The organism is Cytobacillus firmus DS1, assembly GCF_000565285.1.
Lineage (GTDB): Bacteria > Bacillota > Bacilli > Bacillales > Cytobacillaceae > Cytobacillus > Cytobacillus firmus_A.
In genome coordinates this window covers 26,067-52,430 of record NZ_APVL01000016.1, presented here as the reverse complement: position 1 = coordinate 52,430, position 26,364 = coordinate 26,067, and the positions used below count along the sequence as shown (strand labels likewise).

General features: G+C 45.0%; 27 protein-coding genes, 1 pseudogene, 1 riboswitch and 1 other annotated feature. Of the genes and pseudogenes, 21 read left to right on the top strand and 7 right to left on the bottom strand.

The features are described 5' to 3' along the window. Window positions 1-6 precede the first annotated feature (6 nt). The 4 genes from PBF_RS18740 to PBF_RS18725 are packed head-to-tail and all read left to right on the top strand — an operon-like array spanning window position 7 to window position 3,868. Complete coding sequence (locus PBF_RS18740) at window positions 7-1,113, top strand: dipeptide epimerase (RefSeq protein WP_035331882.1); 1,107 nt, start codon at window positions 7-9, stop codon at window positions 1,111-1,113. A gap of 25 nt (window positions 1,114-1,138) precedes the next feature. Further along, window positions 1,139-2,068, top strand: a complete 930-nt coding sequence (locus PBF_RS18735) for a C40 family peptidase (RefSeq protein ID WP_035331873.1) — start codon at window positions 1,139-1,141, stop codon at window positions 2,066-2,068. Window positions 2,069-2,070: 2 nt separating this feature from the next. Then, window positions 2,071-3,081 carry an ABC transporter ATP-binding protein gene (locus PBF_RS18730; protein WP_035331870.1) on the top strand — a complete coding sequence of 337 codons (1,011 nt, stop codon included), beginning with the start codon at window positions 2,071-2,073 and terminating at the stop codon, window positions 3,079-3,081. 1 nt (window position 3,082) lies between these two features. Beyond that, window positions 3,083-3,868 carry a serine hydrolase gene (locus PBF_RS18725; RefSeq protein WP_035331868.1) on the top strand — a complete coding sequence of 262 codons (786 nt, stop codon included), beginning with the start codon at window positions 3,083-3,085 and terminating at the stop codon, window positions 3,866-3,868. 62 nt (window positions 3,869-3,930) lie between these two features. On the opposite strand, the gene PBF_RS18720 is transcribed toward PBF_RS18725, so the two are convergent. The 4 genes from PBF_RS18720 to PBF_RS18700 form a co-directional block, all read right to left on the bottom strand. After that, window positions 3,931-4,656 (bottom strand): YqcI/YcgG family protein, encoded by a 726-nt coding sequence (locus PBF_RS18720; protein ID WP_035331866.1) that lies wholly within the window; start codon window positions 4,654-4,656, stop codon window positions 3,931-3,933. A gap of 106 nt (window positions 4,657-4,762) precedes the next feature. Continuing rightward, a complete protein-coding gene (locus PBF_RS18715) occupies window positions 4,763-5,182 on the bottom strand; it encodes a DUF4395 domain-containing protein (protein ID WP_035331865.1) in 420 nt (139 codons plus the stop codon). A gap of 507 nt (window positions 5,183-5,689) precedes the next feature. Continuing rightward, a complete protein-coding gene (locus PBF_RS18705) occupies window positions 5,690-6,583 on the bottom strand; it encodes an EamA family transporter (protein ID WP_035331861.1) in 894 nt (297 codons plus the stop codon). A 138-nt stretch (window positions 6,584-6,721) separates the two neighbouring features. Then, window positions 6,722-7,159 carry a Dps family protein gene (locus PBF_RS18700; protein ID WP_035331859.1) on the bottom strand — a complete coding sequence of 146 codons (438 nt, stop codon included), beginning with the start codon at window positions 7,157-7,159 and terminating at the stop codon, window positions 6,722-6,724. Window positions 7,160-7,330: 171 nt separating this feature from the next. Here PBF_RS18700 and PBF_RS18695 point away from each other — a divergent pair, with 171 nt between their 5' ends. Next, complete coding sequence (locus tag PBF_RS18695) at window positions 7,331-8,212, top strand: sulfite exporter TauE/SafE family protein (RefSeq protein ID WP_035331857.1); 882 nt, start codon at window positions 7,331-7,333, stop codon at window positions 8,210-8,212. A 12-nt stretch (window positions 8,213-8,224) separates the two neighbouring features. Here the strand turns inward: PBF_RS18695 and argS are convergent, their stop codons facing one another. Together argS and PBF_RS18685 are read right to left on the bottom strand one after the other, a co-directional pair. Then, window positions 8,225-9,910 (bottom strand): arginine--tRNA ligase, encoded by a 1,686-nt coding sequence (gene argS / locus PBF_RS18690; protein ID WP_200870070.1) that lies wholly within the window; start codon window positions 9,908-9,910, stop codon window positions 8,225-8,227. Window positions 9,911-9,956: 46 nt separating this feature from the next. Continuing rightward, window positions 9,957-10,211: a binding site (T-box leader), on the bottom strand. A gap of 30 nt (window positions 10,212-10,241) precedes the next feature. Next, window positions 10,242-11,426 carry an FtsW/RodA/SpoVE family cell cycle protein gene (locus PBF_RS18685; RefSeq protein WP_035331855.1) on the bottom strand — a complete coding sequence of 395 codons (1,185 nt, stop codon included), beginning with the start codon at window positions 11,424-11,426 and terminating at the stop codon, window positions 10,242-10,244. A gap of 532 nt (window positions 11,427-11,958) precedes the next feature. Between PBF_RS18685 and PBF_RS18675 the strand changes: the two genes are divergently transcribed. The 14 genes from PBF_RS18675 (at window position 11,959) to PBF_RS18610 (ending at window position 23,648) form a co-directional block, all read left to right on the top strand. Continuing rightward, window positions 11,959-12,735 (top strand): hypothetical protein, encoded by a 777-nt coding sequence (locus PBF_RS18675; RefSeq protein WP_035331937.1) that lies wholly within the window; start codon window positions 11,959-11,961, stop codon window positions 12,733-12,735. Window positions 12,736-12,816: 81 nt separating this feature from the next. Continuing rightward, window positions 12,817-13,021, top strand: a riboswitch (cobalamin riboswitch). Window positions 13,022-13,190: 169 nt separating this feature from the next. After that, window positions 13,191-14,150: an ABC transporter substrate-binding protein gene (locus tag PBF_RS18670; RefSeq protein WP_035331848.1), complete on the top strand. Its 960-nt coding sequence runs from the start codon at window positions 13,191-13,193 to the stop codon at window positions 14,148-14,150. Beyond that, window positions 14,116-15,168, top strand: coding sequence for a FecCD family ABC transporter permease (locus tag PBF_RS18665; protein WP_035331845.1), 1,053 nt, complete (start codon window positions 14,116-14,118; stop codon window positions 15,166-15,168). Before PBF_RS18670 ends, PBF_RS18665 begins: the two co-directional genes overlap by 35 nt. 46 nt (window positions 15,169-15,214) lie before the next feature. Beyond that, entirely contained in the window at window positions 15,215-16,687 is a 1,473-nt protein-coding gene (locus PBF_RS18660; protein ID WP_035331843.1) for an adenosylcobinamide amidohydrolase, read from the top strand. Further along, window positions 16,684-17,667, top strand: a complete 984-nt coding sequence (gene cbiB / locus PBF_RS18655) for an adenosylcobinamide-phosphate synthase CbiB (protein WP_035331842.1) — start codon at window positions 16,684-16,686, stop codon at window positions 17,665-17,667. The genes PBF_RS18660 and cbiB overlap by 4 nt, the downstream gene beginning before the upstream one ends. Next, entirely contained in the window at window positions 17,624-18,700 is a 1,077-nt protein-coding gene (cobD, locus tag PBF_RS18650) for a threonine-phosphate decarboxylase CobD (RefSeq protein WP_035331839.1), read from the top strand. The genes cbiB and cobD overlap by 44 nt, the downstream gene beginning before the upstream one ends. Beyond that, entirely contained in the window at window positions 18,682-19,257 is a 576-nt protein-coding gene (locus PBF_RS18645; protein WP_035331838.1) for a bifunctional adenosylcobinamide kinase/adenosylcobinamide-phosphate guanylyltransferase, read from the top strand. Before cobD ends, PBF_RS18645 begins: the two co-directional genes overlap by 19 nt. Next, window positions 19,254-20,111 carry a cobyric acid synthase gene (locus tag PBF_RS18640; protein ID WP_051488946.1) on the top strand — a complete coding sequence of 286 codons (858 nt, stop codon included), beginning with the start codon at window positions 19,254-19,256 and terminating at the stop codon, window positions 20,109-20,111. Before PBF_RS18645 ends, PBF_RS18640 begins: the two co-directional genes overlap by 4 nt. Then, a complete protein-coding gene (gene cobS / locus PBF_RS18635; RefSeq protein WP_035331836.1) occupies window positions 20,098-20,889 on the top strand; it encodes an adenosylcobinamide-GDP ribazoletransferase in 792 nt (263 codons plus the stop codon). The genes PBF_RS18640 and cobS overlap by 14 nt, the downstream gene beginning before the upstream one ends. Then, window positions 20,847-21,464 (top strand): histidine phosphatase family protein, encoded by a 618-nt coding sequence (locus tag PBF_RS18630; RefSeq protein WP_035331835.1) that lies wholly within the window; start codon window positions 20,847-20,849, stop codon window positions 21,462-21,464. The genes cobS and PBF_RS18630 overlap by 43 nt, the downstream gene beginning before the upstream one ends. Next, on the top strand, window positions 21,416-21,841 hold the full coding sequence (locus tag PBF_RS18625) for a bifunctional adenosylcobinamide kinase/adenosylcobinamide-phosphate guanylyltransferase (protein WP_035331834.1): 426 nt from the start codon (window positions 21,416-21,418) through the stop codon (window positions 21,839-21,841). The genes PBF_RS18630 and PBF_RS18625 overlap by 49 nt, the downstream gene beginning before the upstream one ends. 15 nt (window positions 21,842-21,856) lie before the next feature. Beyond that, the gene (locus PBF_RS18620) at window positions 21,857-22,441 is read left to right on the top strand and encodes a cob(I)yrinic acid a,c-diamide adenosyltransferase (RefSeq protein WP_035331833.1); all 585 of its coding nucleotides are present in this window, start codon (window positions 21,857-21,859) and stop codon (window positions 22,439-22,441) included. Then, window positions 22,441-22,935: an ECF transporter S component gene (locus tag PBF_RS18615; RefSeq protein WP_035331831.1), complete on the top strand. Its 495-nt coding sequence runs from the start codon at window positions 22,441-22,443 to the stop codon at window positions 22,933-22,935. The genes PBF_RS18620 and PBF_RS18615 overlap by 1 nt, the downstream gene beginning before the upstream one ends. After that, a complete protein-coding gene (locus PBF_RS18610) occupies window positions 22,932-23,648 on the top strand; it encodes a hypothetical protein (RefSeq protein ID WP_035331829.1) in 717 nt (238 codons plus the stop codon). The genes PBF_RS18615 and PBF_RS18610 overlap by 4 nt, the downstream gene beginning before the upstream one ends. 13 nt (window positions 23,649-23,661) lie before the next feature. On the opposite strand, the pseudogene PBF_RS18605 reads toward PBF_RS18610, so the two are convergent. Beyond that, window positions 23,662-24,126 (bottom strand): annotated as a pseudogene (locus PBF_RS18605) (GNAT family N-acetyltransferase); the annotation flags it as partial. Window positions 24,127-24,288: 162 nt separating this feature from the next. On the opposite strand from PBF_RS18605, the gene PBF_RS18600 reads away from it, so the two are divergent. Further along, window positions 24,289-24,672 (top strand): VOC family protein, encoded by a 384-nt coding sequence (locus PBF_RS18600; protein ID WP_035331934.1) that lies wholly within the window; start codon window positions 24,289-24,291, stop codon window positions 24,670-24,672. Between the two features lie 208 nt (window positions 24,673-24,880). Then, window positions 24,881-26,347, top strand: coding sequence for a SulP family inorganic anion transporter (locus PBF_RS18595; protein WP_035331827.1), 1,467 nt, complete (start codon window positions 24,881-24,883; stop codon window positions 26,345-26,347). The last annotated feature ends 17 nt before the right edge of the window (window positions 26,348-26,364 follow it).

Sequence of the window (26,364 nt, the reverse complement as noted above, 5' to 3'; positions counted from 1 at the left end):
GTATAGATGAAAATAAACACGATCGAAACATTTAGAGCTGCGGTACCACTGAAAAAACCATTTAAAACAGCATTGAGAACAGTTGAGACAGCTGAAACGCTTGTTGTAAAAGTAACATGCGATAACGGGATAGCCGGGTGGGGAGAAGCACCTCCCACTGTGGTGATTACTGGAGACAGTCTTTCAAGCATAGAGTCAGCCATTCATCATGTATTGAAGCCAATGCTGATCAATAAGAGTCTTCTAAACTATGAGGAGATATTCCAGGGGATTCAGTCCGCTTTAATAGGAAATTCGAGTGCAAAGGCAGCTGTGGATATGGCCTTATACGATTGTCTTGCACAGCAATGCAAACTGCCTCTTTACCAATTTCTGGGCGGTCATAAAAATGAGGTGGAAACGGATTATACAGTAAGCGTCAATGGTCCGGAAGAAATGGGGGAAGATGCGGTTTCCTATGTTCAGCAAGGCTTCGATGTCCTTAAGGTAAAGGTCGGCAAGGATGATATTTTAACAGATATAGAGAGAATACGGGAAATCCGCACCCGGGTAGGATCGAAAATTAAAATCCGCCTGGATGCCAATCAAGGCTGGAAACCAAAGGATGCTATTTATGCCATCCGGAAAATGGAAGCACTGGACTTGAACATTGAGCTTGTCGAACAGCCGGTAAAGGCTTGGGATATAGAGGGGCTTAAGCAGGTTACAGATGCGGTTGATACACCGATTATGGCAGACGAGAGTGTTTTTACCCCGAAGCAGGCATTTGAAGTCATTAAAACGCGAAGTGCTGACCTGATTAATATCAAGCTGATGAAGTCAGGCGGCATCTATCAGGCGCAGATCATTAATCAGCTTGCTGAAGTATGCGGGATGGAATGCATGGTAGGCAGCATGATTGAAACCAAGATTGGCATTACGGCCGCAGCCCATTTTGCAGCCAGCAAAAAGAATATAACCCGCTTTGACTTTGACGCTCCGCTGATGATGGCAAAAGAAATTGTGGAAGGCGGAATCCGCTATTCCGGCCGCAAAATTACTCTGCCATCTGAACCTGGTCTTGGCATCAGAAATGTATCATTGGCAGTGAACAAGCAGGAATTGACATCCTGACAATTTTAAAAAGGAGGAGTTCGTTTTGGCAATTAAGCAAAAATGGCTGGTTTCGGTTCCTGCTGCAACCTTGTGGACAGCAAGCGATTCATCAAGAGAAATTGACCTTGAAGCCATCACCAATCCGGTTAATCTGGATGCCTGGCTTGAAAAGCTCACCTATGAGCCCCGGCTGGAGCTTTGCGACGGGAATCTTGTGCAATCACAAGTTCTGTACGGAGAAGAAGTGATTGTATTGGAGGAGAAGGGTGGATGGGTACATGTTGTTGTTCCGAGCCAGCCCTCTTCAAAGGACGAGAGAGGATATCCCGGCTGGTTGCCGAAGGCCCAGCTGACTCAGAATGAAGGTTGGAAGCTTGATAGTGAAAAGGCTGCTGTCATTCAGAACAAAAAAGCAACTCTCTATTCGATTGACAGAGAGCCGGAACTTATTCTAAGTTATCAAACTGTACTTCCAATCTTAAATGAAGAAGCCGAATGGATCCAGGTGCAGACACCTGAAGGAGAAGGATTCTTAATATCTGCTGACGTAAAGGTCTTTGAATCAATTGAGGCTATACGGAAAGGCAGCGGCAGAGACATCATCGCTGCGGGTGAACAATTTTTAGGCCTGCCTTACCTATGGGGCGGCATGAGCAGCTTTGGATATGACTGTTCAGGGTTCAGCTATTCGATGTGCAAAGCAAATGGAGTGATCATTCCCCGTGATGCCCATGATCAGGCGGAAGCAGGGAAGCCGGTCGAACTGGATGCCATTGAACCAGGGGACCTATTATTCTTTGCTTATGAAGAAGGGAAAGGCAAACTCCATCATGTAGGCATCTATTATGGTGGTGGAAAGCTGCTTCATTCTCCTAATACCGGTAAAAACATCGAAATTATCGACTTGAAAGATACCATCTATGAAAAGGAACTATGTGCAGCTAGACGTTACTGGCAAGAGACGGGGGAATAAACATGGCAAAAGAAGCACTTTTACAGGTCAACAATCTTAAAAAGCATTTTTCAATGGGAAAAGGACAAACCCTGAAGGCTGTTGATGATGTCTCCTTCCATATCAAACAGGGAGAAACATTCGGGATTGTCGGTGAATCCGGCTGCGGAAAATCAACTGCAGGGCGTACCATCATTGGTTTATATAACCGTACAGAAGGTGAAGTCCTTTATGACGGGAAAAACGTCCATAACATGACTGAAAAAGAGAGGTTTGCTTTTCACAGGAAGATGCAGATGATTTTTCAGGATCCGTATGCTTCCTTGAATCCGCGTTCTACCGTACAGGAGATTATTTCCGAGCCCATGGAGGTTCATGGGTTATACCCGAATAAGAGGGAGCGCCTCGAGCGGGTCTATCAGCTCCTGGAGGATGTAGGTCTTAACCGCGATCATGCCAACCGTTATCCGCATGAATTCAGCGGCGGACAGAGGCAAAGAATTGGAATTGCCCGTGCTTTGGCGCTGGATCCGGAATTCATTATTGCTGACGAGCCAATCTCAGCACTTGATGTTTCGGTACAAGCCCAGGTGGTGAACCTGCTTAAGGGGCTCCAGAAGAAAAAAGGGCTGACCTACTTATTTATCGCCCATGATCTCTCAATGGTTAAGCATATCAGCGACAGAATCGGCGTTATGTACTTAGGGCATCTAGTGGAATTAACCACAAGCGAAAACTTATATAAAAATCCGCTTCATCCTTATACACAGGCCTTGTTGTCGGCGATTCCCATCCCTGACCCTGATGTCGAGGATAACCGGGAAAGAATCATTTTGGAAGGGGAGCTCCCAAGTCCAATGAATCCGCCAAGCGGCTGTGTATTCCGCACGCGCTGCCCTTATGCGATGGAGGCTTGTGCTTCCATGAAGCCTGAGTGGCAGGAGATTGAGAAGGATCACTTTGTGGCCTGCCATTTATATAATGAAAAAGTAACGGGGGATCATAACCGGCCTCAAGTAGCGGCTGCGAAATAAAATGGACTTTCATACTCTTAAAGCGGAAATTCTTACATTGGCCAGCTGCTGTAAAGGCCGCGTTGCCGTATATATCCATACCGAGGATGGTTCCATCGAAAAAGATGCCGATGCCGTTTTCTCTTCGGCCAGCTTAATAAAGGTGCCGATTTTACTTGCGGGACTTTTACAGGCGGAGAAAGAGCTGCTTCAGCTTGAGGAGGAAGTGGAAGTTACTGCTTCTGCCCGGGTTGGCGGATCGGGTGTATTGCAAGCTATGGCCAGAGATTTGAAGATCAAGGTGACAGACCTAATGACACTAATGATCATTGTGTCTGATAATACAGCGACTAATCTTATCATTGAGCTGATCGGTATAGAGAAAATCAATCAGCTTTTCAAAGATTTGGGGTTTAATAATACATCATTAAGCAGAAAGATGATGGATTTTGAAGCACTGAAAAGCGGCATTGACAACACCACAACTGCCAGGGATATGGCGTATGGCATAAAGGCATTGGCAGAGCAAAAGCTGTTATCAGGGAAGTATACTGAAAAAGCACTGTATATATTGGAAAACCAGCAGTTTAAAAATAAACTTGCCAACACGATAGACGAGGAAAAAGTCATGGTTGCGGGTAAAACAGGCGAACTTCCCGGTATAGAGCATGATTGCGCCTTATTTACCCATAAAGGAAAAACAGTCTGCGCTGCAGTACTTGTGGACAGGCTCCAAGATCCGGCGGCCGGCAAAGAAGTAATGTCCGCAATCGGCAGCCGCATTAATCAATATATTACACATAAATAAGGAACCGATCACTAAGAACGGTTCCTTGTTTATGTATGCAGCTTTGCACCGGGACTGCCAGATTATTTATGATGAAAAGGGCATTTCCCTTCAATTGGCTTAACGTCATCACCGATGAAGTATTGTTTCCACTCACGGTGTTCAGGATCACCATAGTGGCTGATGTTTGGATGGGTAGGGAGGCCATCCCATTTTTCAACACGTTCCCTTACTTTTTCCCTGGACATGACGCCGCCTTTAGTGGTGCCTTCGAGACCTTCAAAAATGCGTCGCGGCTGGAATCCGAGCACAAGACTATTACCCAGATCCCTCGTCTTTCTCTGCTTGTATGCAGGCGCATTGCCAAACACAAAGAATGGCTCCTCAGCAAAAGAAAACGCCCATAAATGATGGTCCGGATCTGTCGGATAATCCTTCGGCCAAGGCTTTGTATCAACCTTATGCAAATACTGAAGGATATTCCAGAAATTCTCTCTGTAATGTTCAAGCGGTTTTTCATCTTTCTCCGGCTCCACAAATACAAACAGGCCATGGCGAATAAGCTTTGGTGCGTCAAAGAGCTCTATGAAGGCTTCAAGAGCTTCCGGAAGATTAGACCAGTCTTCCTTTGTGATATAGGCATATCTCAATTCACCGCGCATTTCGGCAGTCATTCCAAAATAGCACGGGAAGGTTTTATCTGTAACTGTATCATGAAATGTTTTATATTCTTGAATAACCCACTCAGGCACAATCTCGGGGTTAGTCATATCTTCTTTTGTTAAAAAAAACTTACTGGCAGTTTTCATTTTTTCACCTCAAAATGATTTACTTATGAAATAGGTACCCCTTAAAAAGTCCTTTGAAACTAGCTGGGTGTAAAAGGAAACGAAAAAGACAGCCGTGATGGCTGCCTTACGATTTTCGGTATTTATATTGGTTAAGCTGAAAGCGGATAAAACAGCCGATGCAAAATCCCAGAATGGCAATAAATGCTGAAAGTGCGACCATAGCTGTAAAAACATACCCTGCAGCTGTCCAGCCCAGCAGAAAGCTGAGCAGACCAAGGGCCAGGCAGGCAACGGCAATCACCTGATTAAATTGCTGCTGCTCCCAGTCTTCGGGAATGTACTCAGAAGGACTCTTTTTAAGAAAATGCCTTGCTGTACGCATAATTGGATTGAAACCGAACAATAGGCCCATTGCGCCTGCAAGCAGGGGAATGGCGAGAATCCATGCTTCTCCGGTAAACCACGAAGCTAAAACACTTAATACAATTGACCATTGATTGGTTCTTACGAGTGGACGGGGAATCGAAACCGGTGTATTTGCCATTTATTTTCCGACCTTTCTCATTGGTTTTATGGGTATTAATAGTTTACTGAAGTTGTTTGATTTTGTGAAGAGAAAAAGCCTGGAAATCAGCCGGAATGGAACCGGACGGGATCTGGTTCTACTTCGGACAGAGAAAGAGGATAGAGAAGCGTCAGAGTCAGAACCCGGTTCAACTTCGGACACAGAGAGCGGAAAGAGGAGCACCAGAGTCAGAACCCGGTTCAACTTCGGACACAGAAAGGAGAAAAGAGCAGGCAGAGTCAGAACCCGGTTCAACTTCAGACACAGAAAGGAGAAAAGAGCCGGTCAGAGTCAGAACCCGCGCCAACTCGAGACATAGAAAGCAGAAAAGATCAATCCAAAGTCCGAACCCAGCTGCAAGAGCAATAAATGCCCGCAAAAAAACAGCCTCCATAGAAAAAGGCCCTGGAATGACATCCAAAGCCTCCTTTCGTCAAGCAGATCGCCGGCCAAGGCGGTGCCCAGCGAATCCCGCTATAAAAAATCCTACGTGCTCAAACGATTTTTTGCTGCTTTTCTAAATGAAAACTGCGGTATGCTAATTCCGATCAGGATCAGTACTATCCCGAAAGTCTGTGCTTCTGATATTCTCTCGCCAAGGATCAGCATGGCGGCAGCAACAGCGGCCGGAAGTTCGGCAGAGCCTACAATCGTGGCAAGCCCTGATTCTAAGTGGGGTGATCCGATTGCAAAGAATATAATAGGGAAAATGGCGCCGAACAATGCCATCAGCAGCCCGAATTTCCATAGTCCCCCAAGCTGAATATCGCCGCTTATTAAGACGGGGCCTGAAACAGCTGCAACCAGAAGAAGTCCGCCAAATGTGATGAAGATGCTTCTCTGGATGGTTGGAATTCCTTTGCCTGCCTTGCCGCTTGAAAAAATGAACACGGCAAAAGTAACAGCAGATAATAAACCATAAATCAGGCCATCCGCCTGAATAGCATGTGATCCGGAATTAATCAGATTGCTTGCAAATACGGTTCCTATAATAAGTAAACTCGAAGAAATGACTTTTGCTTTGCTGGGCATCTTTTTTTCATATAGTGCTTCGAAAAGAATTCCAATCCAGGTGAACTGAAATAAAAGAACAACAGCGATGGAGGCCGGGTTCCGATCAAGGCTCATTCCATACAGAATGCCCGTTAAGCTTAAGGAGGCACCGGTCAATAACAAAGCTGCCGCTTGTTTAAGGGTGATTTTCGTTCTTTTGATAAATGGAAAAGAAAGCAATAATAAAAGGAGCCCAATTAAATATTGGCTTCCGGTCAGTTCGGGAACAGAGTGGCCGGCTTGGAGTCCGAGCTTAACAATGGATGCCAGAATGCCATAACTGCATGCGCCCAGAAAAATAAAGAATGAATATTTTAAGTTTGCCATTATGGAGTCTCCTTTCTGAAAATAAAATGAAACAATCAGGTCAATCATAACACCTCAGAGTGTCCAAAGGGCAAAAAATTTTTCAGCACAAAAATAAGAGCCAGTGATTAGTCTCACTGACTCTCTTGCCAAAATCGATTATTCTCCTAAGTAGGCTTGCAGCATCCAAATATGCGTATCCAATTTTTCCATTAACCCGATGGCGAAGTCGCCTGTCACTTGATCTTCCTGCTCCTCGGCAAGCTGGGCTAAAGAAATTAATTGTTCTTTAATAAGTTTATAGTCTGAAGCAAGAGCGGCAACCATGTCTTCAGCTTTCTTTTCCCCATTAGATTCTTCAAGAGTCGTAATGCTTAAGAATTCCTTTAAGCTTGCTGCCGGTGAGCCGCCGATTGCAAGCAGGCGTTCTGCTGCCTCATCTACAACTTCCGCTGCTTCATTATATAATTCTTCGAACTTTTCATGAAGAGTAAAGAAGAGCGGGCCTTTTACAAACCAGTGGTAGCGGTGCAATTTCGTATAAAGGACACTCCAGTTAGCAATTTGTATGTTTAATGCCTCATGTAATTTTTCCATCGTAATTCCCCCTAAGTAATTTATATATTTATTATAACAGATATTAAATTATAATCAATACTTATTTATAATAATTATAAATAAATAAAGTAGAAAACCTCAGTATAACTGTGGCCAATTATGGTAAAGTGATATAGTACCGATAGCAGAGACAGTTAGTGAGGAATATAAATGGAATATGTTTTATTTTTTACTCTCGGGGCGCTTATTAGTGTGCTCTCGGGTTTTTTTGGGGTAGGCGGGGGATTTATTCTTACTCCAACGCTTATGCTTTTTGGTTTTTCTCCAGTAGAAGCGATCACCACGAGTTTGCTGTTTTCGATTGGAACGTCGCTTTCAGGCATCTCCGCTCATATCAGGCTGAAGAATATAAAGCTTAAGCAGGGGCTGATACTTGGATTAAGCGGAATGGCAGCTACCCAGGCCGCCCATCCATTTGTTCTGTTTCTTGAGAATAAAGGCTGGGACACGTGGGCAGTGCCTGTTTTTTATATCATATTGCTGTCTTATTTTGCTTTGAGCATGTTAAAAAGAAGGGAAAAGTCAGCCAATGCCGTTCACTTTTCTGAACATTCTCCTTCCATTGTGAAGATGGTGCTGATTGGATTTTTTGCAGGATTTGTTTCTACAACATTAGGGGTGGGCGGCGGTTTTATTATGGTGCCTTTATCGGTCGCTTATTTAGGGATGATGCCGAAAAAAGCAGTAGGGACCAGCTTGTTTGCTGTCATGTTAATCGTATCCGCAGGCTTCCTGTCATACGCCTCCACTGTCAGCATTGATTATTGGATTGGCCTTTCACTCGTAGGAGGAGGCCTCATTGGCTCACAGTTTGGAGCGAAGCTTACCTCCTATTTTGAAAATGAAGAGATCACCTATATGCTTGGGGCTTTATATATGGCTACGGTGGCAAGTGTTATTCTGAAATTAATGCATTTGAATTATACCGGATTAGTGCTGATGGCCATTTTTGTCGGCGGATTTCTAGTACGGAGCCTTGCGAAAATGCAGAAAGCAAAAGCCCGCATAAAGGCAAGGAAGGAGAGGCCATAACGGCTTCTCCTTTTACATTTGCCGGGGCACCTTCATGCCGAGTGTCTGCATGCCATCTGTAAGAATAATAGTGACTGCTTTGACGAGGGCAAGTCTTGCCTGGATTCCGGCATCCTTCTCCAGTATTCTTACCTGCCCGTAATATTTATTGAAGGCCTGGGCCACACCAATCAGATATTTAGCGAGAAAGGAAGGGGAAAGCTGCCTATAAGATTGTCTGATTTTCTCAGGATATTGATAGAGCAGCTTAATAATTTCCCAGCTGTAAGGATCGGATAGCCCGCTTGCGGCAGATGGGAGATGGTCACTCTTGCGGAGAAGGGAATAGGCCCGGGCATTGGTATATTGCAGATAGGGACCTGTCTCTCCTTCAAATGTCAGCATATCTTCAAGTGAAAATTCAATATTGTTCATGCGGTCATTTTTCAGATCATGGAACAAAATGGCTCCGATGCCGACTGCTTCAGCGACTTCATTTTTATTTTTCAGGCCGGGATTTTTAGACTCGATGCTGTTCTTTGCGAGAAGAACTGCTTCATCCAGAACCTCCTCCAGAAGTATGACCCTGCCTTTTCTGGTAGACATCTTTTTTCCATCTTTCAAATAGAGGCCGAACGGGACATGTGTCATATTATCCGCCCACTCATAGCCCATTTTTTTGATAACGCTTTTAACCTGCCTGAAATGGATGCTTTGTTCCTGACCGACGATGTATAGGGAGTGATCAAACTGATAGGTTTCTTTTCTGTAAAATGCTGCAGCCAGGTCCCGTGTTGCATACAGAGTCGCTCCGTCGGATTTTTTGATCAGGCAGGGAGGCAGGTCTTCATCAGGCAGCTGAACGACCTCTGCACCATCTGATTCAGCCAGCAGGTCTTTTTCCATCAGCACCTCTATGACGGGTTTCATTTTATCGTTATAAAAAGCTTCGCCATTGTATGAGTTGAAATGAATGCCAAGCCTGTCGTAAACCCGCTGAAATTCTTTCAATGATTCATCTCTAAACCAGTTCCATAGTGCCTGTGCTTCTTTATTTCCGTTTTCAAGCTCTTTGAACCAGGAACGTGCCTCATCTTCAAGGGCTGGATCTGTCTCTGCTTCTTCATGGAACTGTATATAAAGGCTGAGGAGCTCCTTGATCGGATGTTCCTTCACTTTATCCGGATTGCCCCATTTTTTATAAGCGGTGATCAGCTTGCCGAATTGTGTGCCCCAGTCACCTAAGTGGTTGATTCTGACCGCGGTATAACCACATTTTTCGGCCAGGTTTCCGAGGGCATTTCCAATGACGGTTGACCGGAGATGGCCCATGGAAAAGGGCTTTGCGATGTTGGGCGAAGAGAAATCTAGCACGGCTGTTTTGCCTGCGCCATCCTTCAGCAGTCCAAATTCGTTTCCTTCTTTCAGGATTTTTTCCATTATGATTGCACCGGCTGACTCTTTAGAAAAGAAGATGTTAATGTAAGGACCCGCAGCCTCTGCTTTTTCGATATGCGGTCCCTGTATCAGGCCCGCAGTCTCTTCAGCAATGGAGGCAGGTGATTTTCTGAATGCTTTTGCCAGTGTGAAACATGGAAAAGCAAGATCACCATGTGCCGGATTCTTTGGCGTTTCAATTAAGTCTGAAATGGCTTCCTCTGAAAGCTGCCCATTCAGCACAGAAGCCAGCTGATCTGTGAAAATAGCTTTGAAATTGATCATATTACACCTCCTAAGAAAATAAAAAAAGCCCGTCTCTATATAAAATAGAGACGAGCTGACTCTGCCCGCGGTACCACTCTGATTGTCCAAAGGACCTCTTGCGAAAGGACTTTCAATTATTTGAACACATTCCTTTAGGGGTTTGGTAACGGGACTCCTTACCCGGCACAGCCTACTTTTCTTTCAGCTATGCATCTCCGAAGTGCGCTTCACAAATAGGGTTTCCGACAGGCTTGCACCGGCCCTGTCTCGCTTTTGGGAAAGAGCCCTTTGCTACTCTCTTCATCATAGACACTAAATATAATACTGTTATTATACGCGGTTGGAATTATTTTGCAACATAATTTGAATCGGTTGAAAACATATAGTTTTTGTGATGGTAGCGAATGCTGAATATCAGTCCCATTGCCATCATGTTTCCCATAAGCGAGCTCCCGCCGTAACTGATAAACGGCAGCGGAATGCCGGTGATTGGCAGTACCTGAATAGTCATACCGATATTTTGAAATACATGGAAGGTGATCATACTGATGACCCCGACGCAAATATAGGTATTAAAAGGGTCGGTCGTCTCCAAGCCGGTTTTAGTTAAGTGATAGATAAGCAGAAAGAAAAGGCTGATTACTACACTGGCACCAAAGAAGCCGTACTCCTCGCCAATGACGCTAAAAATAAAATCAGTATGGGCATCAGGCACATATACCTGTCTGTCAGTAAACCCTTTTCCGGATATTAATCCTGAGCCAATTGCGAGCATGGAGTTGTACAGCTGCATTCCGGCTCCTTGCTTGTGATTAACCGGGTCAAGCCATGAATAAATTCTGCTGAATTGATAGGGGTCTATCCCCAGGTACTTCTCTAAAATATCCGGTGCTATGATCACCAGGTATAGAACAGTACCTGCGAAAGCACCAAGGACTCCATAAATCGGAACAAGGATTTTCCAGGTGATTCCGGATACAAGGATGATTCCCGCTAATATCGCGATGATGACAAGGGCGGTACCCAGGTCTTCGATAATAATCATTCCTAATGGAGGCAATGTGGCTGCTCCTAGTTTAATTAGGAGAAAAAAGTCCGTGCCGGCAGTCTTAACCTGATACTTGAGATGGTGGTCAGCGATGATTTTGCTGAGGGCGATAATAAGGAACACCTTTACAAATTCTGAAGGCTGCACAGAGCCGAGTCCGGGGATGATATACCACAATGTAGCCCCTTTGCGCTCTGGTGCGATGCTTTCCGGTGCAATGAATAGCCCGACAAGCAATAGGATGCCTAAACCGTACAGAAGCCATGTGAGTCTCCGGATTTGCTCGCTGTCAAAATACATGACAATTCCTACAATAACAGCTCCAACAATATAATTTTTAATTTGTGAGATGACAAAATTCCCTTCATATTGATTGGAGGATTGTCCGCTGTAAATCGCAATGCAGCTGATCAGAAAAAACAGCAGCAGAAGAAAGCATAACGTCCAATCGAATCGATCTGAGAATCTATTATTCTGGTTCATTATATACACCTGGTTTCTTTACCTTTTTACATTTTTATCGCAGTCTAACGGGCAGTAAGCCCCCCATTCAAGACTCAGAGGAATCAAAGGAGGATAAGTGGGGGTCAAACTGCCCGTAAAGGCCCGATTGGTGAGATACAGTGAAACTTGCCGAGGCGCAGGCAGAGGCTTAGTTGAACCAATCGGGTTCGTAGTGTCGATTGATCGAAGCGCTAGCGGAGATCATAGCGACACTAAAATGCGACTAACAATCAGTGGGGATAAAGGACCCCCCACTGATTGAAGTTTCACTTTATCCTATCAGAGAAGAATGTACCTTACAATGGAGAAAGAGATTTCATTAGTTAGACGAAAAAACCACCAAGATGGTTTCCTGTATTTTCAAAAAACCGTTTTGAAATATTTTCTCATCAGCAAAGATATTTTCAGATATATTTGCTACAATAAGAGAATAAATTACTGGAAGTTTGGCAGGCAGTTTCATAAGAAGCTGTCTTTTTATCAATTTGGCTACGGTTCGGAGGTTTCGTCATTGAAAAGAAGGAATCAAACTATTCGTGATCTCATCTACATCCATCTTAATGAACAGGATCAGTATGTGTTGACTTATGGAATTGAGTTTGCAGAGTTTGCCCAAACTCTTTCAGATTCAATTAACAATCTGCTGATGTTAAAGCATCGTTTTGAACATGGGGACTTTAATACCCACACGATGTTCGATTATGTGTCAAGGGACAAGCTGGGCAGGCTGGTTGAGGATGATGTATACGGCTATGGCGATTTTTGCTGGATTGACTTCGAGGAAGAGGAAGCGGTGAATGAGCTTCCCGGCCAGACAATTGCGGAGCTTCTTTATCTCGGCCATATTAAGGAACATCTTAAGCCGCCTTTTTACAATTATTTGAGCAACCGGTATGTGTATCTTGCCCACGATGATGGCTGGTTTAACCGCACATATTATCGCGACCTGAACGATTTTTACCGTATGCTTGGGGAAGTAATACCCGGTAAAATGGGACAGATGAAGGTAGAAAAAACGCTCCTTGGCATTAAAAAGAAAAAGACATATCCTCCAATCACCAGAGATGTCCTGCTTTCATTAAAGCCCCTTATGAAAGAAGGAGCGGTTCTTTCCATTAAGGATATTGAACAGAATCGGGTCAGGATCGAGATTCCAATTTGGATTATTGGCGATTTTGCGAATATGGATGATATGTATGATGAGTATGAAGCCATAGTGAAAGAGCCATGTGAGGCGAAGATTGTGTTCGATAAGAAGACAAGGGAATGGAAAATATACTCGCGTTAGAATTCTGAACTTTTTTACAACATTCAGCAATTTTCTATTACTTTTTCTGCGGGATGGTGTATAATCGGAAATAGAAAATTTTATATCCGCAATAGAACAGGTGTCTTCTCAAAAGGGCTTTAAAGCAAGCTCTTTTGAAGACTTAATAGGGAAGCTGGTGAAATTCCAGCGCGGTCCCGCCACTGTAAATGGTAGCTGTCTGCAAATCCACTGTACACACAAGTATGGGAAGGAGCAGAACGCATTGACCATGAGCCAGGAGACCTGCCTGATTCTTAAGCACCCATAAACCTACGAGGATAGGGAGGTGTTTGGTCCGGCCATCTATTCTGCATTTTTTTGTAAATGACCATACCAACATCTCCTTGCCGTTAGAGGGGATGTTTTTTTATTTTTAAAACGGTGGTGACAGGCACTACCCGAATTTTGTCGAAAGTAATGGAGGATTGCTGAGTATGAGAAAGTTTTATGCATTTTTATTAACTATGCTGCTTGCTGCAGGAGTGCTTGCAGGCTGCGGCGAGAGTGCTGAACAGCCAAAAGAAGAGAAAAAGGTTGAAGAAGGGCAGAATGCTGCTTTTCCTGTAACGATAAATGACGCGCTGGATAATGAAGTGGTCATTGAAGCCAAGCCTGAAAGAATCGTTTCCGTGATTCCAAGCAACACCGAAATAGCATTCGAATTGGGGCTTGGAGAAGAAGTGGTCGGGGTTTCCGATTTTGATAACTACCCGCAAGAAGCCGCAGAAAAGGAAAAAATTGGCGGATTGGAATTTAATGTAGAAAAAGTGATCTCTTTAAATCCCGACCTTGTCCTTGCCCACGCTTCAAGTGCACAAAGTTCGGAAGCAGGTCTTCAGCAATTAAGGGATGCGGGTGTGACCGTCCTTGTTGTCAATGACGCGAAGAGCTTTGATCAGGTGTTTGAATCCATTGAAATGGTTGGGACTGCAGCGGGAGAGAAAGAAAAAGCAGAACAGCTTGTGTCAGATATGAAGAGCCAGCTTGAGGAAATCAAAACAAAAGCTCAGGGTATAAAAGAAGAGGACCGCAAATCGGTAATGGTTGAAGTTTCGCCTGCTCCGGAAATCTATGCAGCAGGAACTGAAACATTCATGGACGAAATGCTAAGTGCCATCAACGCAGAAAATATCATTACGGAAGAAGGATGGCCGAAGATGGATCCGGAAGCGATTATCGAACGGAATCCGGATGTAATCATCACAACACATGGCTATTACACTGAAGATGCTGTTGGCAATGTTTTAAGCCGCGATGGCTGGCAGGATATAAATGCAGTGAAAAATAAGCAGGTTGCGGATGTTGATTCCGATATGGTAACCCGCTCTGGCCCTCGTATTATTGAAGGAGTCGAGGAACTTGCAAAAGCAGTCTATCCGGACATATTTAAATAATAAATTACTGGCTTATTTAACGGCAGCGGCTTTCCTGCTTTGTGCCATGCTGATTGGGATTTCAATTGGAACAGTGTCCATTCACCCCAGCACGATTATCAGAGTAATAAGCGCTGAGATTTTTCCTTTTATTTCATTGGGAAACACGGATGCCATGCATGCAAATATCATTATGAACATTCGCCTGCCGCGCGTTTTGCTGGCTGGCTTAGTAGGGGCGTCTCTTGCAATTGCGGGAGCCGCCTTTCAAGGTTTATTAAGAAACCCGCTGGCAGATCCATATACCATTGGAGTTTCTTCCGGGGCTTCACTCGGGGCAGTTTTAACCTTGTTTTTTGGCTTATCCATTCCGTTTGCAGGAATGTTTACACTGCCTTTATTCAGCATCTTATTTTCCTTTTTAACCATTTTTGCCGTTCTGCTATTTGCGAGAAATATTGAAAGATCCATGAAAGTGGAAACGATTATTTTAACGGGCATTATCTTCAGTTCTTTTCTTGGCGCTCTAATTTCTCTGATGATTGCCCTGACTGGAGAGGAACTTAGACAGATTATTGGCTGGCTTCTTGGCAGTGTATCCATGAGAGGCTGGGCGTATATTAACATTATTCTTCCGTTTTTTGTGGTAGGTGCGATCCTTCTATTAGTGAATAGCAAGGAGCTTAATGCCATGAGCTTCGGGGAAGAGAAGGCCCGGCATATCGGAGTGGACGTTCAGAAGAGAAAGATGATGGTCCTTATAGCAGGGTCCATCTTAACGGGTGCGGCTGTTGCTGTGTCTGGAACGATAGGGTTTGTCGGACTTGTGATTCCTCATCTGACCAGGATGTTATGGGGTCCGGATCATAGGCATTTATTGCCGCTATCCATTCTGGTGGGAGCAGGTTTCCTTATTATAGCCGATCTGGTTTCACGTACGATCATTGCTCCTGCCGAGCTTCCAATCGGTGTGATTACAGCTTTAATCGGTGCACCCGCTTTTGGGATTATTTTAATGAAAAGAAAGAATAAACTTTAAGCGCATAAAGGCGCTTGCGCTTTTCTTGAGAAAGAAGTGATTAATCATGCTAAGAGTCCAGCAAATCACTGGCGGGTATGCCGGTGCGCCGGTTGTAAAAAATATCAGTTTTGAAGTGAAAAAAGGGGAGCTTTTCGGGATATTGGGGCCGAATGGAAGCGGGAAGACGACGATTCTGAAGATGCTGAGCGGCATTTTGCCCCATACATCAGGTGATATTGTGATCAAAGGTAAGAACCTTTCAGAATATACACCGAAAGAACTGGCGAAAATCATTGCTGTTCTGCCTCAGCATTCCTCTCAGGCCTTTTCATATACTGTAAAGGAAACCGTTTCCCTTGGCCGGTATGCTCATCAAAAGGGATGGTTCCAGAGCTGGTCCGGCAAAGATGAAGAAGCGGTCAATCGGGTCATGGAGCAGACGGGCATCTCCGGATTTCAGGATAATGATATTCAGCAATTATCCGGCGGTGAAAGACAGAGGGTGTTTTTAGCTCAGGCCCTTGCCCAGGAGCCGGAAATATTATTGCTGGATGAGCCGACTAACCATCTTGATTTATCTTATCAAAAAGAGCTGCTTGATCTCCTTTCTGTATGGTCAAAGGACTGCGGGCTGACGGTTATTTCTATCTTCCATGATTTGAATCTGGCCGGCCTGTACTGTGACCGCCTATTGCTGCTGGAGAATGGCGAAGTGAATATTAACCATGTTCCTAACGAAGTTTTAAAAGAAGGGCGGATACGGGAGGTTTACAGAACGAAGATCGAGAAGCTGCCGCATCCAAGAGTGGCGGCCCCTCAGATGGTGCTGGTGCCTGAGCGCTCACAGGCAGAAAGTCAATTAGAGAAGCGGATTCATCCATCCAGCCTGGAGGTAAAAGAAGACTTGCTGGTCCTGCGCTCGCCATTTCCGCTTAAAACCATGTCTTCAGGTGTAACCGGATCGGGGACTGGCTGGAATCGGATTTTTCTTAACCGGCATGTGAGCAAGAATTATGACTGCAGTGATCATCGGGCAGAGATGGCGGAATTTGTCCGGGAAATCGGCTTTGAACCCGGGGAAACTGTGGGGATGATGACCGCTGTATATATTGAGGATTATAGCAGCAAATTTTATGAAGAAGATACATTTTCTGTGTTTGTGGTCGTGACAGCTGGTGTCGGAAATGCGGTTGATGCCTCGAAGAGTGAAGAGCATTCTTATCATCTGACTCCGGGTACAATCAATACATGGATTTTCGTTAATGGCCATCTGACAGAGGAAGCCTTTATCCAATCCATTATGACCGCAACCGAAGCTAAGACCAGAGCACTATATGATCAGGAAGTTATAGATACCGTCACAGGGACGATAGCGACCGGAACATCGACTGACAGTATTTTGATTGCCGCCGCACAGCAGGGAGAAAACCTGGAGTATGCGGGTACCATTACACCGCTTGGCAAAGTGATTGGCAAGGGTGTCTACGAATGTACCGTTGAGGCGATAAAAAAATCGCAAAGCAGGATAAATAGATGATTTTATATCACCTGTTCGCGCTAACCTTTGCCTGCATACTGGATAAGCTGATAGGGGATCCGCCAAACTGGCCGCATCCGGTCAGGTGGATGGGTGCCCTGATACATAAACTTGAACAAGCTTTGAATAAAGGCAGCTTAAGAAAACTAAAAGGGAGCCTCATGCTATTGATCATTCTGCTGGCAGCAGGTGGCATCACCTTTTTCATTACCCGGCTCTTCTATGAAATTCATCCGCTCGCGGGCATCTTGGCAGAAGGAATTCTTATATTCACAGCCATTGCTCAAAGGAGTTTAAAAGAGGCAGCGCTCGAGGTATATGAGCCTCTGGCAAAAGGTGATATGGAAGCAGCAAGAGCAAAGCTTTCATATATTGTCGGCAGGGATACAGATCGGCTGGATGAACCAGGCATTGTCCGGGCTGCCGTGGAGACAGTGGCGGAAAACACAAGTGATGGCATTACTGCTCCATTATTTTGGACCATGATCGGCGGTGCGCCGCTGGCTATAATCTACCGGGCCATTAATACGTGTGATTCAATGGTTGGCCACATGAATGAACGATATATGGATTTTGGATGGGCTTCTGCAAAAGTGGATGATATCGCGAACTGGATCCCGAGCCGGCTGACATCACTTTGCATCATGCTCACGCAAAAACCGGAGCATTCTCTATATGAGGAAGCATGGGGAATCCTTTTAAGAGATGCACCTAAGCATCCGAGCCCGAATAGCGGCTGGGGCGAAGCGGCTGTTGCAGCCCTTCTGGGGGTTCAGTTGGGCGGAATCAATTTTTATAAGGGTGTAATCTCAAACCGTGCCACGATGGGAAAGCCTATGGTGCAACTTGAAAAAGCGCATATTATAAAAAGTATTTCGATCATGAACAAGACGGTTTTCTTATTCTTGCTTTTATTATGGACAGGAGGGGTGTTCCTTGATTTGGCCTTCACACGGATCGAATCCGCAATATTTATATGAAGCGATTGATAAGCAAATGCCTGAGGAGCGGATTGATTTCAGTGCCAATATCAATCCCCTTGGCCCTCCCCGTGAATTTAAAGACAGGTGGGGAATCCTATTCCAATATATTAGCGATTATCCGGATCCCCATGCTGCTCTTTTAAAAAGCAAACTTGCGGCAACAGAGGGTATAAAAGAAACACAGATTCTGGTCGGAAATGGAGGCGCTGAGCTGATTACCCTGATTGGCAGAATGATTGCTGGAAAACATGCGCTGATTATTCAACCGGCTTTTTCGGAATATGAAGAGGCCTGCCGGGTAAATAATTGCAGAGTCTCCTATTACCAGCTGGAGCCCGGGAACTGGGGTCTGGATATGGAAGCGTTATCTGAAAAGCTAAAAGCCGCTGATGCTGTTTTCTTCTGCAATCCCAATAATCCGACGGGCGTATACTACCCCAAAGCTTTGGTGGAGAAGCTGATAGAGGAGTGTCAGAAACATAGCTGTCTGCTTATTATGGATGAAGCTTTTTATGACTTTGCCTGCGACTATCAATCTATTGTTCCTTTCATAGGAAAAGATACGAATGTGGTGGTGCTGCGCTCCATGACGAAGATGTTTTCGATACCCGGCCTGCGCCTTGGATACATGATGGCAGGTGAGAGATTGATTGAAAGAGCGGCTGCCCTGAAACCGCATTGGAGCGTGAATGCCCTTGCATTAAAAGCGGGAGAGTGGTGTCTGGACAGCAATGAGCATGTCAGGCTGACAAAGAATTTGATCCGGCAGGAGAGAGAGAGGCTGGTTTCATTTTATCGGAGTTTGAATTTTGCTGTTTCTCCTTCTGATGTAAACTTTTATTTATTGAGGGATCCCCGCCTGGATGATCAGCTCCCATTATTTCAATTTTTACTGGAAATGGGCATTATCCCCAGGCACACGATGAATTTTCCCGGCCTGGAAGGAAGATGGCTGCGCTTTGCGATTAAGGGGCCGAAAGACAATAATCGGCTGATGGAGGCGATGGAGGAATGGCGGAAGGTTCGCTGATTTTTATCACTGGGGGCGTGCGGAGCGGAAAAAGCTCATTTGCGGAGAGGACTGCAGCCGCGCTTGCAGAAAAAACGGACGGAAAGCTTCATTACATTGCTGCCGGAAAAGCATACGATTCCGAGATGGAGGCCCGGATTCAGAGGCACCAGGATGACCGGGAAAAGAGCGGCTTGGGCTGGACAACCTGGGAAAAGCCTTCCGTACTTGAAGAGATCTCGGGAAACTTTAACCATCAGGATATAATTCTTTTGGATTGCTTGACCACTCTCTTAAATAATGAGCTTTTTAGAGCGGAGGACGGTTGGCGGAACAGAGAATTCGAGGACAAACTATCATCAGATATTCTCAGGGCCATCAATGAAATCCGCCAAAAATGCAGGTCCTTGATCGTTGTCAGCAACGAAGTCTTGAATGAGCCAATTGGCGAAAACGAATTGGTGTTTACATATGCGAAAATATTGGGGATGCTTCACAGGGAAATTGTAAAGATGGCTGATAAAGCCTTACTTGTTGAAGCGGGCATTCCCATTCAAATGAAGGGAGAGCCGGCATGAAAGGGATCATGATTCAGGGGACTTCATCCGATGTCGGGAAAAGCCTGATTGCTACCGCTCTTTGCAGGGCATTTGCGAATGAAGGATATCGCGTTGCTCCATTTAAATCTCAGAATATGTGCAACTATACGTATCAAACCAACAAAGGAAAGGAAATCGGCAGAGCACAGGGACTGCAGGCAGAAGCCGCCAAGATTGAAGCGAACGAATGGATGAATCCCATCTTGCTTAAGCCTATGCCTGGCTGCCGATCCGAGGTTATCATGCTTGGGGACCATGCGGAAGTTGTTTCAGGAAGCTCTTATCAGAAAGATTATTATAAAAAGGGTCTTGAAGCGATTACGCTGTCACTTCAAAAACTGCGGGAAGAGTATGAGATTCTGGTAATGGAAGGAGCAGGGAGTCCGGTCGAGATCAATTTAAAGGAAAAAGAGCTTGCTAATATGAAGGCTGCGGAATTGGCAGATGTTCCCGTGATTTTGGCAGCTGACATTGAAAGAGGGGGAATTTTCGCAAGTATAATAGGAACGCTGGAGCTGTTAAGTCCTCAGGAGCGAGACAGGGTAAAAGGCATCATTATTAATAAATTTCATGGTAATCCGGAGCTTTTTGAGGACGGGAAAAGCTGGATAGAAGAAAAAACCGGGCTCCCGGTACTTGCTGTTCTCCCTTACATAGGCCAGCATGGCATTCCTGTTGAAGATTCTCTTTCCGATGGACCTGCAGCCGCTCATCTGGAAACAGTGGATGACAGCAAATATGATGAACTGTCTATTGCGATGCTAAAGCATCTTGATTGGGAAAAATTAAAGGAAATCGTCTTTAGCTGGAGAAAACAGAATGAAATGGCTTAAAGGATTATTGATCAACCTTCAATTCTTCACAAGCATTCCCATTCCAATATCTCTGCCCATGGATAAGCCTCATTTGGACAAGGCAATCAGAACCTTTCCTATAGCCGGTCTCATTCAGGGAAGCATATACGCATTTATTCTCTATGCTTTTCTTGAATGGACTCCTTTTTCCCTATTGGCAGCGGGCTTTGCTGTCTGGCTGGCCGGGATTTTGCTGACCGGCGGGATTCATCTTGATGGGTGGATGGATGCGAGCGATGCGTTTTTCTCCTATCGCGATCAGGAGAGGCGGCTGGAAATCATGAGTGATCCCCGGGTGGGGGCGTTCGGTGTGCTGTCCATCATCGTATTGCTGAGTACCCGTTTTCTATTTATCTATGAAATTGTCCTTTTATCAAATCCATATTCCTATTTTTTAATCGCAGTGCTTCCTTTTTTGAGCAAGATGGTAATGGGGGTGTTGCTGATAAAAGTTCAGGCAGCCAAAAAAGAGGGGCTGGGCTCATTATTTCAGCAGGCTGCTTCTAAAACCACCTTATCTATTTACCCTATCTTCCTTCTGGCCGCCGCGGCAGCTGCCTGGCTGTCTGGTTACCCGGCTATTGTTGGATTTCTTTTCATGGTTCTTTTTTCAATATTGTTATTCGCATTCTTATCAAGGAAAGTCATTGCCTGGTTTGGCGGAATGACAGGGGATGTACTTGGGGCCAGTGTGGAAGGAACGGAGGTGCTTTTATGGATGATACTGTGGTTGTTGCATTATTTCGTCATGGGCTGACAGAAGCCAATAAGTCCCATGCTTATCTGGGATGGACAGATTCTCCTCTGTGTCCGGCACACAGAGATAAGCTTGCCGCGGCGCCTCAAGACTATAGAAGAATTTTTGCGAGTGATTTAGGCAGGTGCATGAAGACAGCGGCTATTCTTTTCCCGGATCATTCTATTGAATCATGTCCCGAATGGAGAGAGATGCATTTTGGCGAGTGGGAAGGCAGGACATATCAAGAACTGAAAGATAACCCTGCTTATCAAGAATGGCTGGAAAATCCTTTCTCAGGAGTGCTGCCTGGCGGGGAGTCCTTTTCAGCATTTACAGCAAGATTGGATAAAGGGTGGCAGAATTTAACCGATCAATTGCTTCGGAAGGATAGCCATGGTGCTGCCGTTATTACACACGGCGGAGTCATAAGGTATCTTCTTGGAAAGTATGCACCGGAGCAAAAAGAATTCTGGGAATGGCAAGTTCCGTTTGGAAGAGGCTATGAGCTTAGATGGACATGGGAAGCGTTTAGGAGGGGAGAGCGATGCACTTCATTACAGGAGGCAGGTTTAACGGGAAGTCCGAATGGGTGAAGGGATTTTATCAATTGGATGATACTCCCCATAAATGGATTTCAGCTTATCTTGGTGAGTCGGCCGGCGATATTGATCGAAACCTGATTGTCTTTGAAGGAATTGAGCTAATGATTCGGGAGTGGTCACAAGCACTGGAGTTTGAAGAGATTCGGGAAAAGTGGCAGGAGATGCTGGAAAAGTGGCTCCAATGGGAAAAAGCAGATGTTAACCGGAGAGTTGTTTTAATCGGATCTGATATTTCAAAAGGGATTGTTCCGATGGAGGCGTTTGACCGAAAGTGGCGGGATGCGTCCGGATGGGCCTTTCAGGATGCCGCTGCTGCTGCAGATAGAGTTGATTTGATTTGGTATGGCATCAGTCAAAAAATAAAATGAAATGGGGAATCGCTGATGAAACTTTATACACGAACTGGTGATGAGGGAAAAACAAGCATTATTGGAGGCAGGGTGGAAAAGGATGATGTAAGGGTTGAAGCCTATGGAACAGTGGATGAAGTCAACTGTTTTGTCGGGCAGGCCATGACGCAGCTGGATCCGGCCATTTTTCAGGATGTCCTGGAGGATCTGGAGAAGATCCAGCATGAGCTTTTTGACTGTGGCGGCGACCTTGCGAATGTTACGAAAAAACGGGAGCTTAAATTGACGAAGGGTTCAGTTGATTATTTGGAGACTAAGATTGATAAATTGATTGAAGAAGCTCCAAAGCTGGAAAGGTTTATTCTGCCTGGGGGAGCACCAGCATCTGCATCCATTCATATTGCCAGGACAGTAACCCGGAGAGCGGAGCGTCTTGTGGTCTCGCTAAAAAAAGCGGATCCGGAAACCTCTGCAGTGGCACTGAAATTCCTGAATCGCTTATCTGATTACTTCTTTGCCCTGGCAAGAGTGATTAATTTCCGTCTTAACCAAAAAGATGTGGAATATGTGCGCAGTGCGAATGTATTCCGTGAAGGAAAGCGCAAGGAGGATAAATAATGAAAAGCATGCGATTGGGCATGGCCGCCATGCTGATTGCACTGACAGCAATCGGTGCAGCGATTAAAGTTCCTGCCGTTATTGGTAGCGTGGCACTGGATGCTTTTCCTGCTTTGCTTGCCGCCGTGCTGCTTGGCGGCTATGGCGGAGCGGCCGTTGCGGCCATCGGTCATCTGCTGTCAGCATTATTGGGAGGCTTGCCTCTAGGGCCTCTCCATCTCCTGATTGCTGTTGAAATGGCATTTCTAGCCTTTGTTTTCAGCTCATTATACCAGAGAGGGCGCTTCTTTCTGGCAGGGATTCTTTTTGTGCTCGGCAATGCCTTTGCAGCCCCGCTTCCGTTTATCTTTTTAATGGGCCAGGCCTTTTACCTGGCGATTGTTCCTTCCCTTTTTATAGGTTCTGTCATTAATGCTATTATTGCTTATATAGCGATTCCAAGGCTTGTCAAGCTTGTGGGACCGGCCTTGGCCAAAGCGGGTGCTGAGCAGTGAGGGATGTCTTAAGCCTCCCTTTTAATTCTGAAGAAATGATTGTGGTAGCCAGTGATAACAGCGGAGCAATCGGCGAGAAAGAGCAGGATGCTGTTCAGGTTTCTTACGAGACCGTTTCGTACTATTCATTCCGTGTCGCTGTCATGGAATGTATGTCTGCTGGTGCTCAGCCATTTGCTGCTGCCATTCAGAATTTCTGCGGAGATGATGCCTGGGGCCAGCTTATACGGGGCATTAAAAAGGGGGCCGATGAATTAGGCCTTACGGAACTGCAAATCACCGGCAGTACAGAAAGCAACTTTAACCTGCTTCAATCAGCGGTAGGCTTATCTGTACTTGGCAAAAGGAAGGGAGAGCTTCCTGCTGAGACCCTAATCTATACAGAGAATACAAGGATGGCGGTGATCGGTTCCCCTTTGGTTGGCCTGGAGCTGATTGAGAGGGAGGCGGAGGCGGCGCCCCTAAAACTATTTAAAGCCATAAATTCAATAGATGAGGTTATAACTCTTCCAATTGGTTCAAAAGGAATACTGAAGGAACTGAATGGCCTGTTCTCCAATAAGGAATTTAAGGAGAATGATTTTGAAAGCCATTTGGACCTTAATAAATCAGCTGGTCCTGCTACTTGCTTTATCGCGGTTTTTCCTGAGGGGAAATCCGAAGAAATCAGTAAGATTGCAGGAGGTTATCTTCACATGCTTGAAGGCTCGTAAAAATCGAGCCTTTTTATTTATCTGATGTCCTTTTCTCCCACTCTTCCCTCAGTACACCCATCCGGATGCTATCATAATATGCCCCGTTTACAATCCGGCACTTCCGCATTCTTCCTTCAAGCTGCATGCCAATCTTTTCAGCTGCTTTCATCATTCTTTTGTTGCCGGACCAGGTGGTAATGCCCACCCGGGCAAGCGGGAGGGATGAAAAAAGATAATCCACCCAGAGAGTAAGTGCTTCCGTGCCATACCCGCCATTCCAATAATCAGGATCGTAAATAATAATTCCAGCTTCAAGCCAGTTAGAACCGCAATGCTCCCAGTAATATCCCACGGTGCCGATCACTTTTCCAGATGCTTCAATTACCATGCTGAGAGGCGGTTGTTCTTCTGCTTTTTGGAGAAATTCCTGTTTATACGTTTCAAAGTTTTTGGGCTCAAGAGGAAAATAGGGAGCATCCCATTTTTTCCACTCAGGGCTGTCTTTTCGATCATAGCAGGTACACCTCCATTAAACTTTAGTAAAAATACTGCACCTCTATTAATCATAATTCCAAAGTTTATACATTCTTTTAAAAGGAGAAAATACCTCCCATATTGAAATCATATCATGAATAGAAATTTTGAAGAGGTGAACATATTGGAATTGAAGATGGGTTATGTCATTTTATATGCGGAAAGCCTGGAAAGAACGAAACATTTTTATGGTGAATTGCTGGGCCTAAAGCTGAGAAATGAATTTGGAACTTACATCGAGTATGATACAGGCAGCACCATTCTTTCCTTCAATACGAGAGAAGGCGGACGGGAAGTCACCGGGCTGCCGATACCGGATGGAGTGAGGAAGGAGCAGACATTCGAGCTTGGTTTTGTGACGGAAGAAGTGGAAGCCGTTGTTGAAAAGCTCAAGGACGCAGGGGTGCCAGTCCTGCTCGAGCCTGTTGAAAAGCCTTGGGGACAGAAAGTGGCATATGTAGAAGATCCGGATGGGCATTATATTGAGATTTGTTCACCTATCGGTTAAAAATGACTCTGTTTCAGGGTCGTTTTTTTTTGGATACATAGTAATCGTGAGATTTCAAAAGAAAAAACAAGATTTTAAGGGGTGTTCACGCTTACATGCGGTCTTGTAAATATAAGTAAATGTGTTATGATTCTATATGTTTTTGTCGGCCCGACTTTGATGAGAGTTCAAAGTCATTACTATAAATCTATTAAAAAGAGGTGTTTATTTGAGAGTTTTAACAAAAAAAGAACAATGGTTTGGCAATGTGAAGGGAGACATCCTTGCTGGAATCGTAGTAGCATTGGCGCTTATTCCTGAGGCGATTGCATTCTCAATTATTGCGGGTGTCGATCCAATGGTTGGATTGTATGCTTCTTTCTGTATTGCTGTAACCATTGCAATAGTTGGCGGAAGGCCTGGAATGATTTCTGCTGCAACCGGGGCGATGGCACTATTAATGGTTACATTGGTAGCTGATCACGGACTGCAGTATTTATTTGCTGCGACCATTTTGACGGGAGTTCTGCAGATTTTATTTGGTGTGCTTAAGCTGGCCCGCTTTATGAAATTCATTCCCCGTGCTGTTATGATTGGATTTGTGAACGCACTGGCAATACTGATTTTCATGGCGCAGCTTGAACAGTTTACAGATGCTACATGGGTAATGTATGTAATGGTTGCCGGTGCATTGGCGATAATTTATATTTTCCCGAGATTTACTAAAGCTGTGCCATCTCCTCTGGTAGCAATTATTGTTATTACGATCATTGCCATCATGACCAAGAGTGATGTGCGTACAGTTGGCGACATGGGGACTATCACATCAGCTCTTCCGGCCTTCTTTATACCGGATGTTCCTTTGAACCTTGAGACTCTGAAGATTATTTTCCCTTATTCTATTGCCCTTGCGATCGTGGGCTTGCTTGAATCCTTGCTGACTGCATCTATAGTGGATGACATGACCGATACGGCCAGTGATAAGAATATGGAAAGCCGCGGACAGGGAATTGCGAATATCGTGGCAGGTCTATTCGGCGGAATGGCAGGCTGTGCCATGATTGGACAGTCCGTTATAAATGTGAAATCCGGCGGAAGAGGCAGATTGTCAACGATAGTAGCGGGTGCATTCCTGATGTTTCTGATTCTAGTATTAGGTAATATTGTCGTGCAAATACCGATGGCTGCCCTAGTTGGTGTTATGATCATGGTATCGATCGGAACATTTGACTGGTCATCCATTAAGGGACTTGCTAAGGCGCCTGTCACAGATTCGATTGTAATGGTAGTAACGACTGTTACAACTGTTTTCACTCATGACTTATCAAAAGGAGTTTTCGCTGGGATCATCCTGAGTGCGATATTCTTTGTGGCTAAAATTTCAAAAATGCATGTTGCATCACGAGTTGAAGGAGATAAGAAAATATACGCTGTAACAGGCCAGGTTTTCTTTGCCTCTGTAGATGAACTTGTAGCGGCATTCGACTTTAATGAGGAATTAAAAGAAGTAGAAATCGACTTTTCACAGGCGCATGTCTGGGATGACTCAGGTGTCGCTGCCATCGATAAGATTGTATTAAAGCTTCGGGACAATGGTGTGCTGGTCCGCCTATCAGGGTTAAACGCGCCAAGCTTAAATTTGATTGAACGGTTGGCCGTTCACCGCAAACCTGGTGCGAAATTATCCGGCCATTAATAATATTGTAATAAATA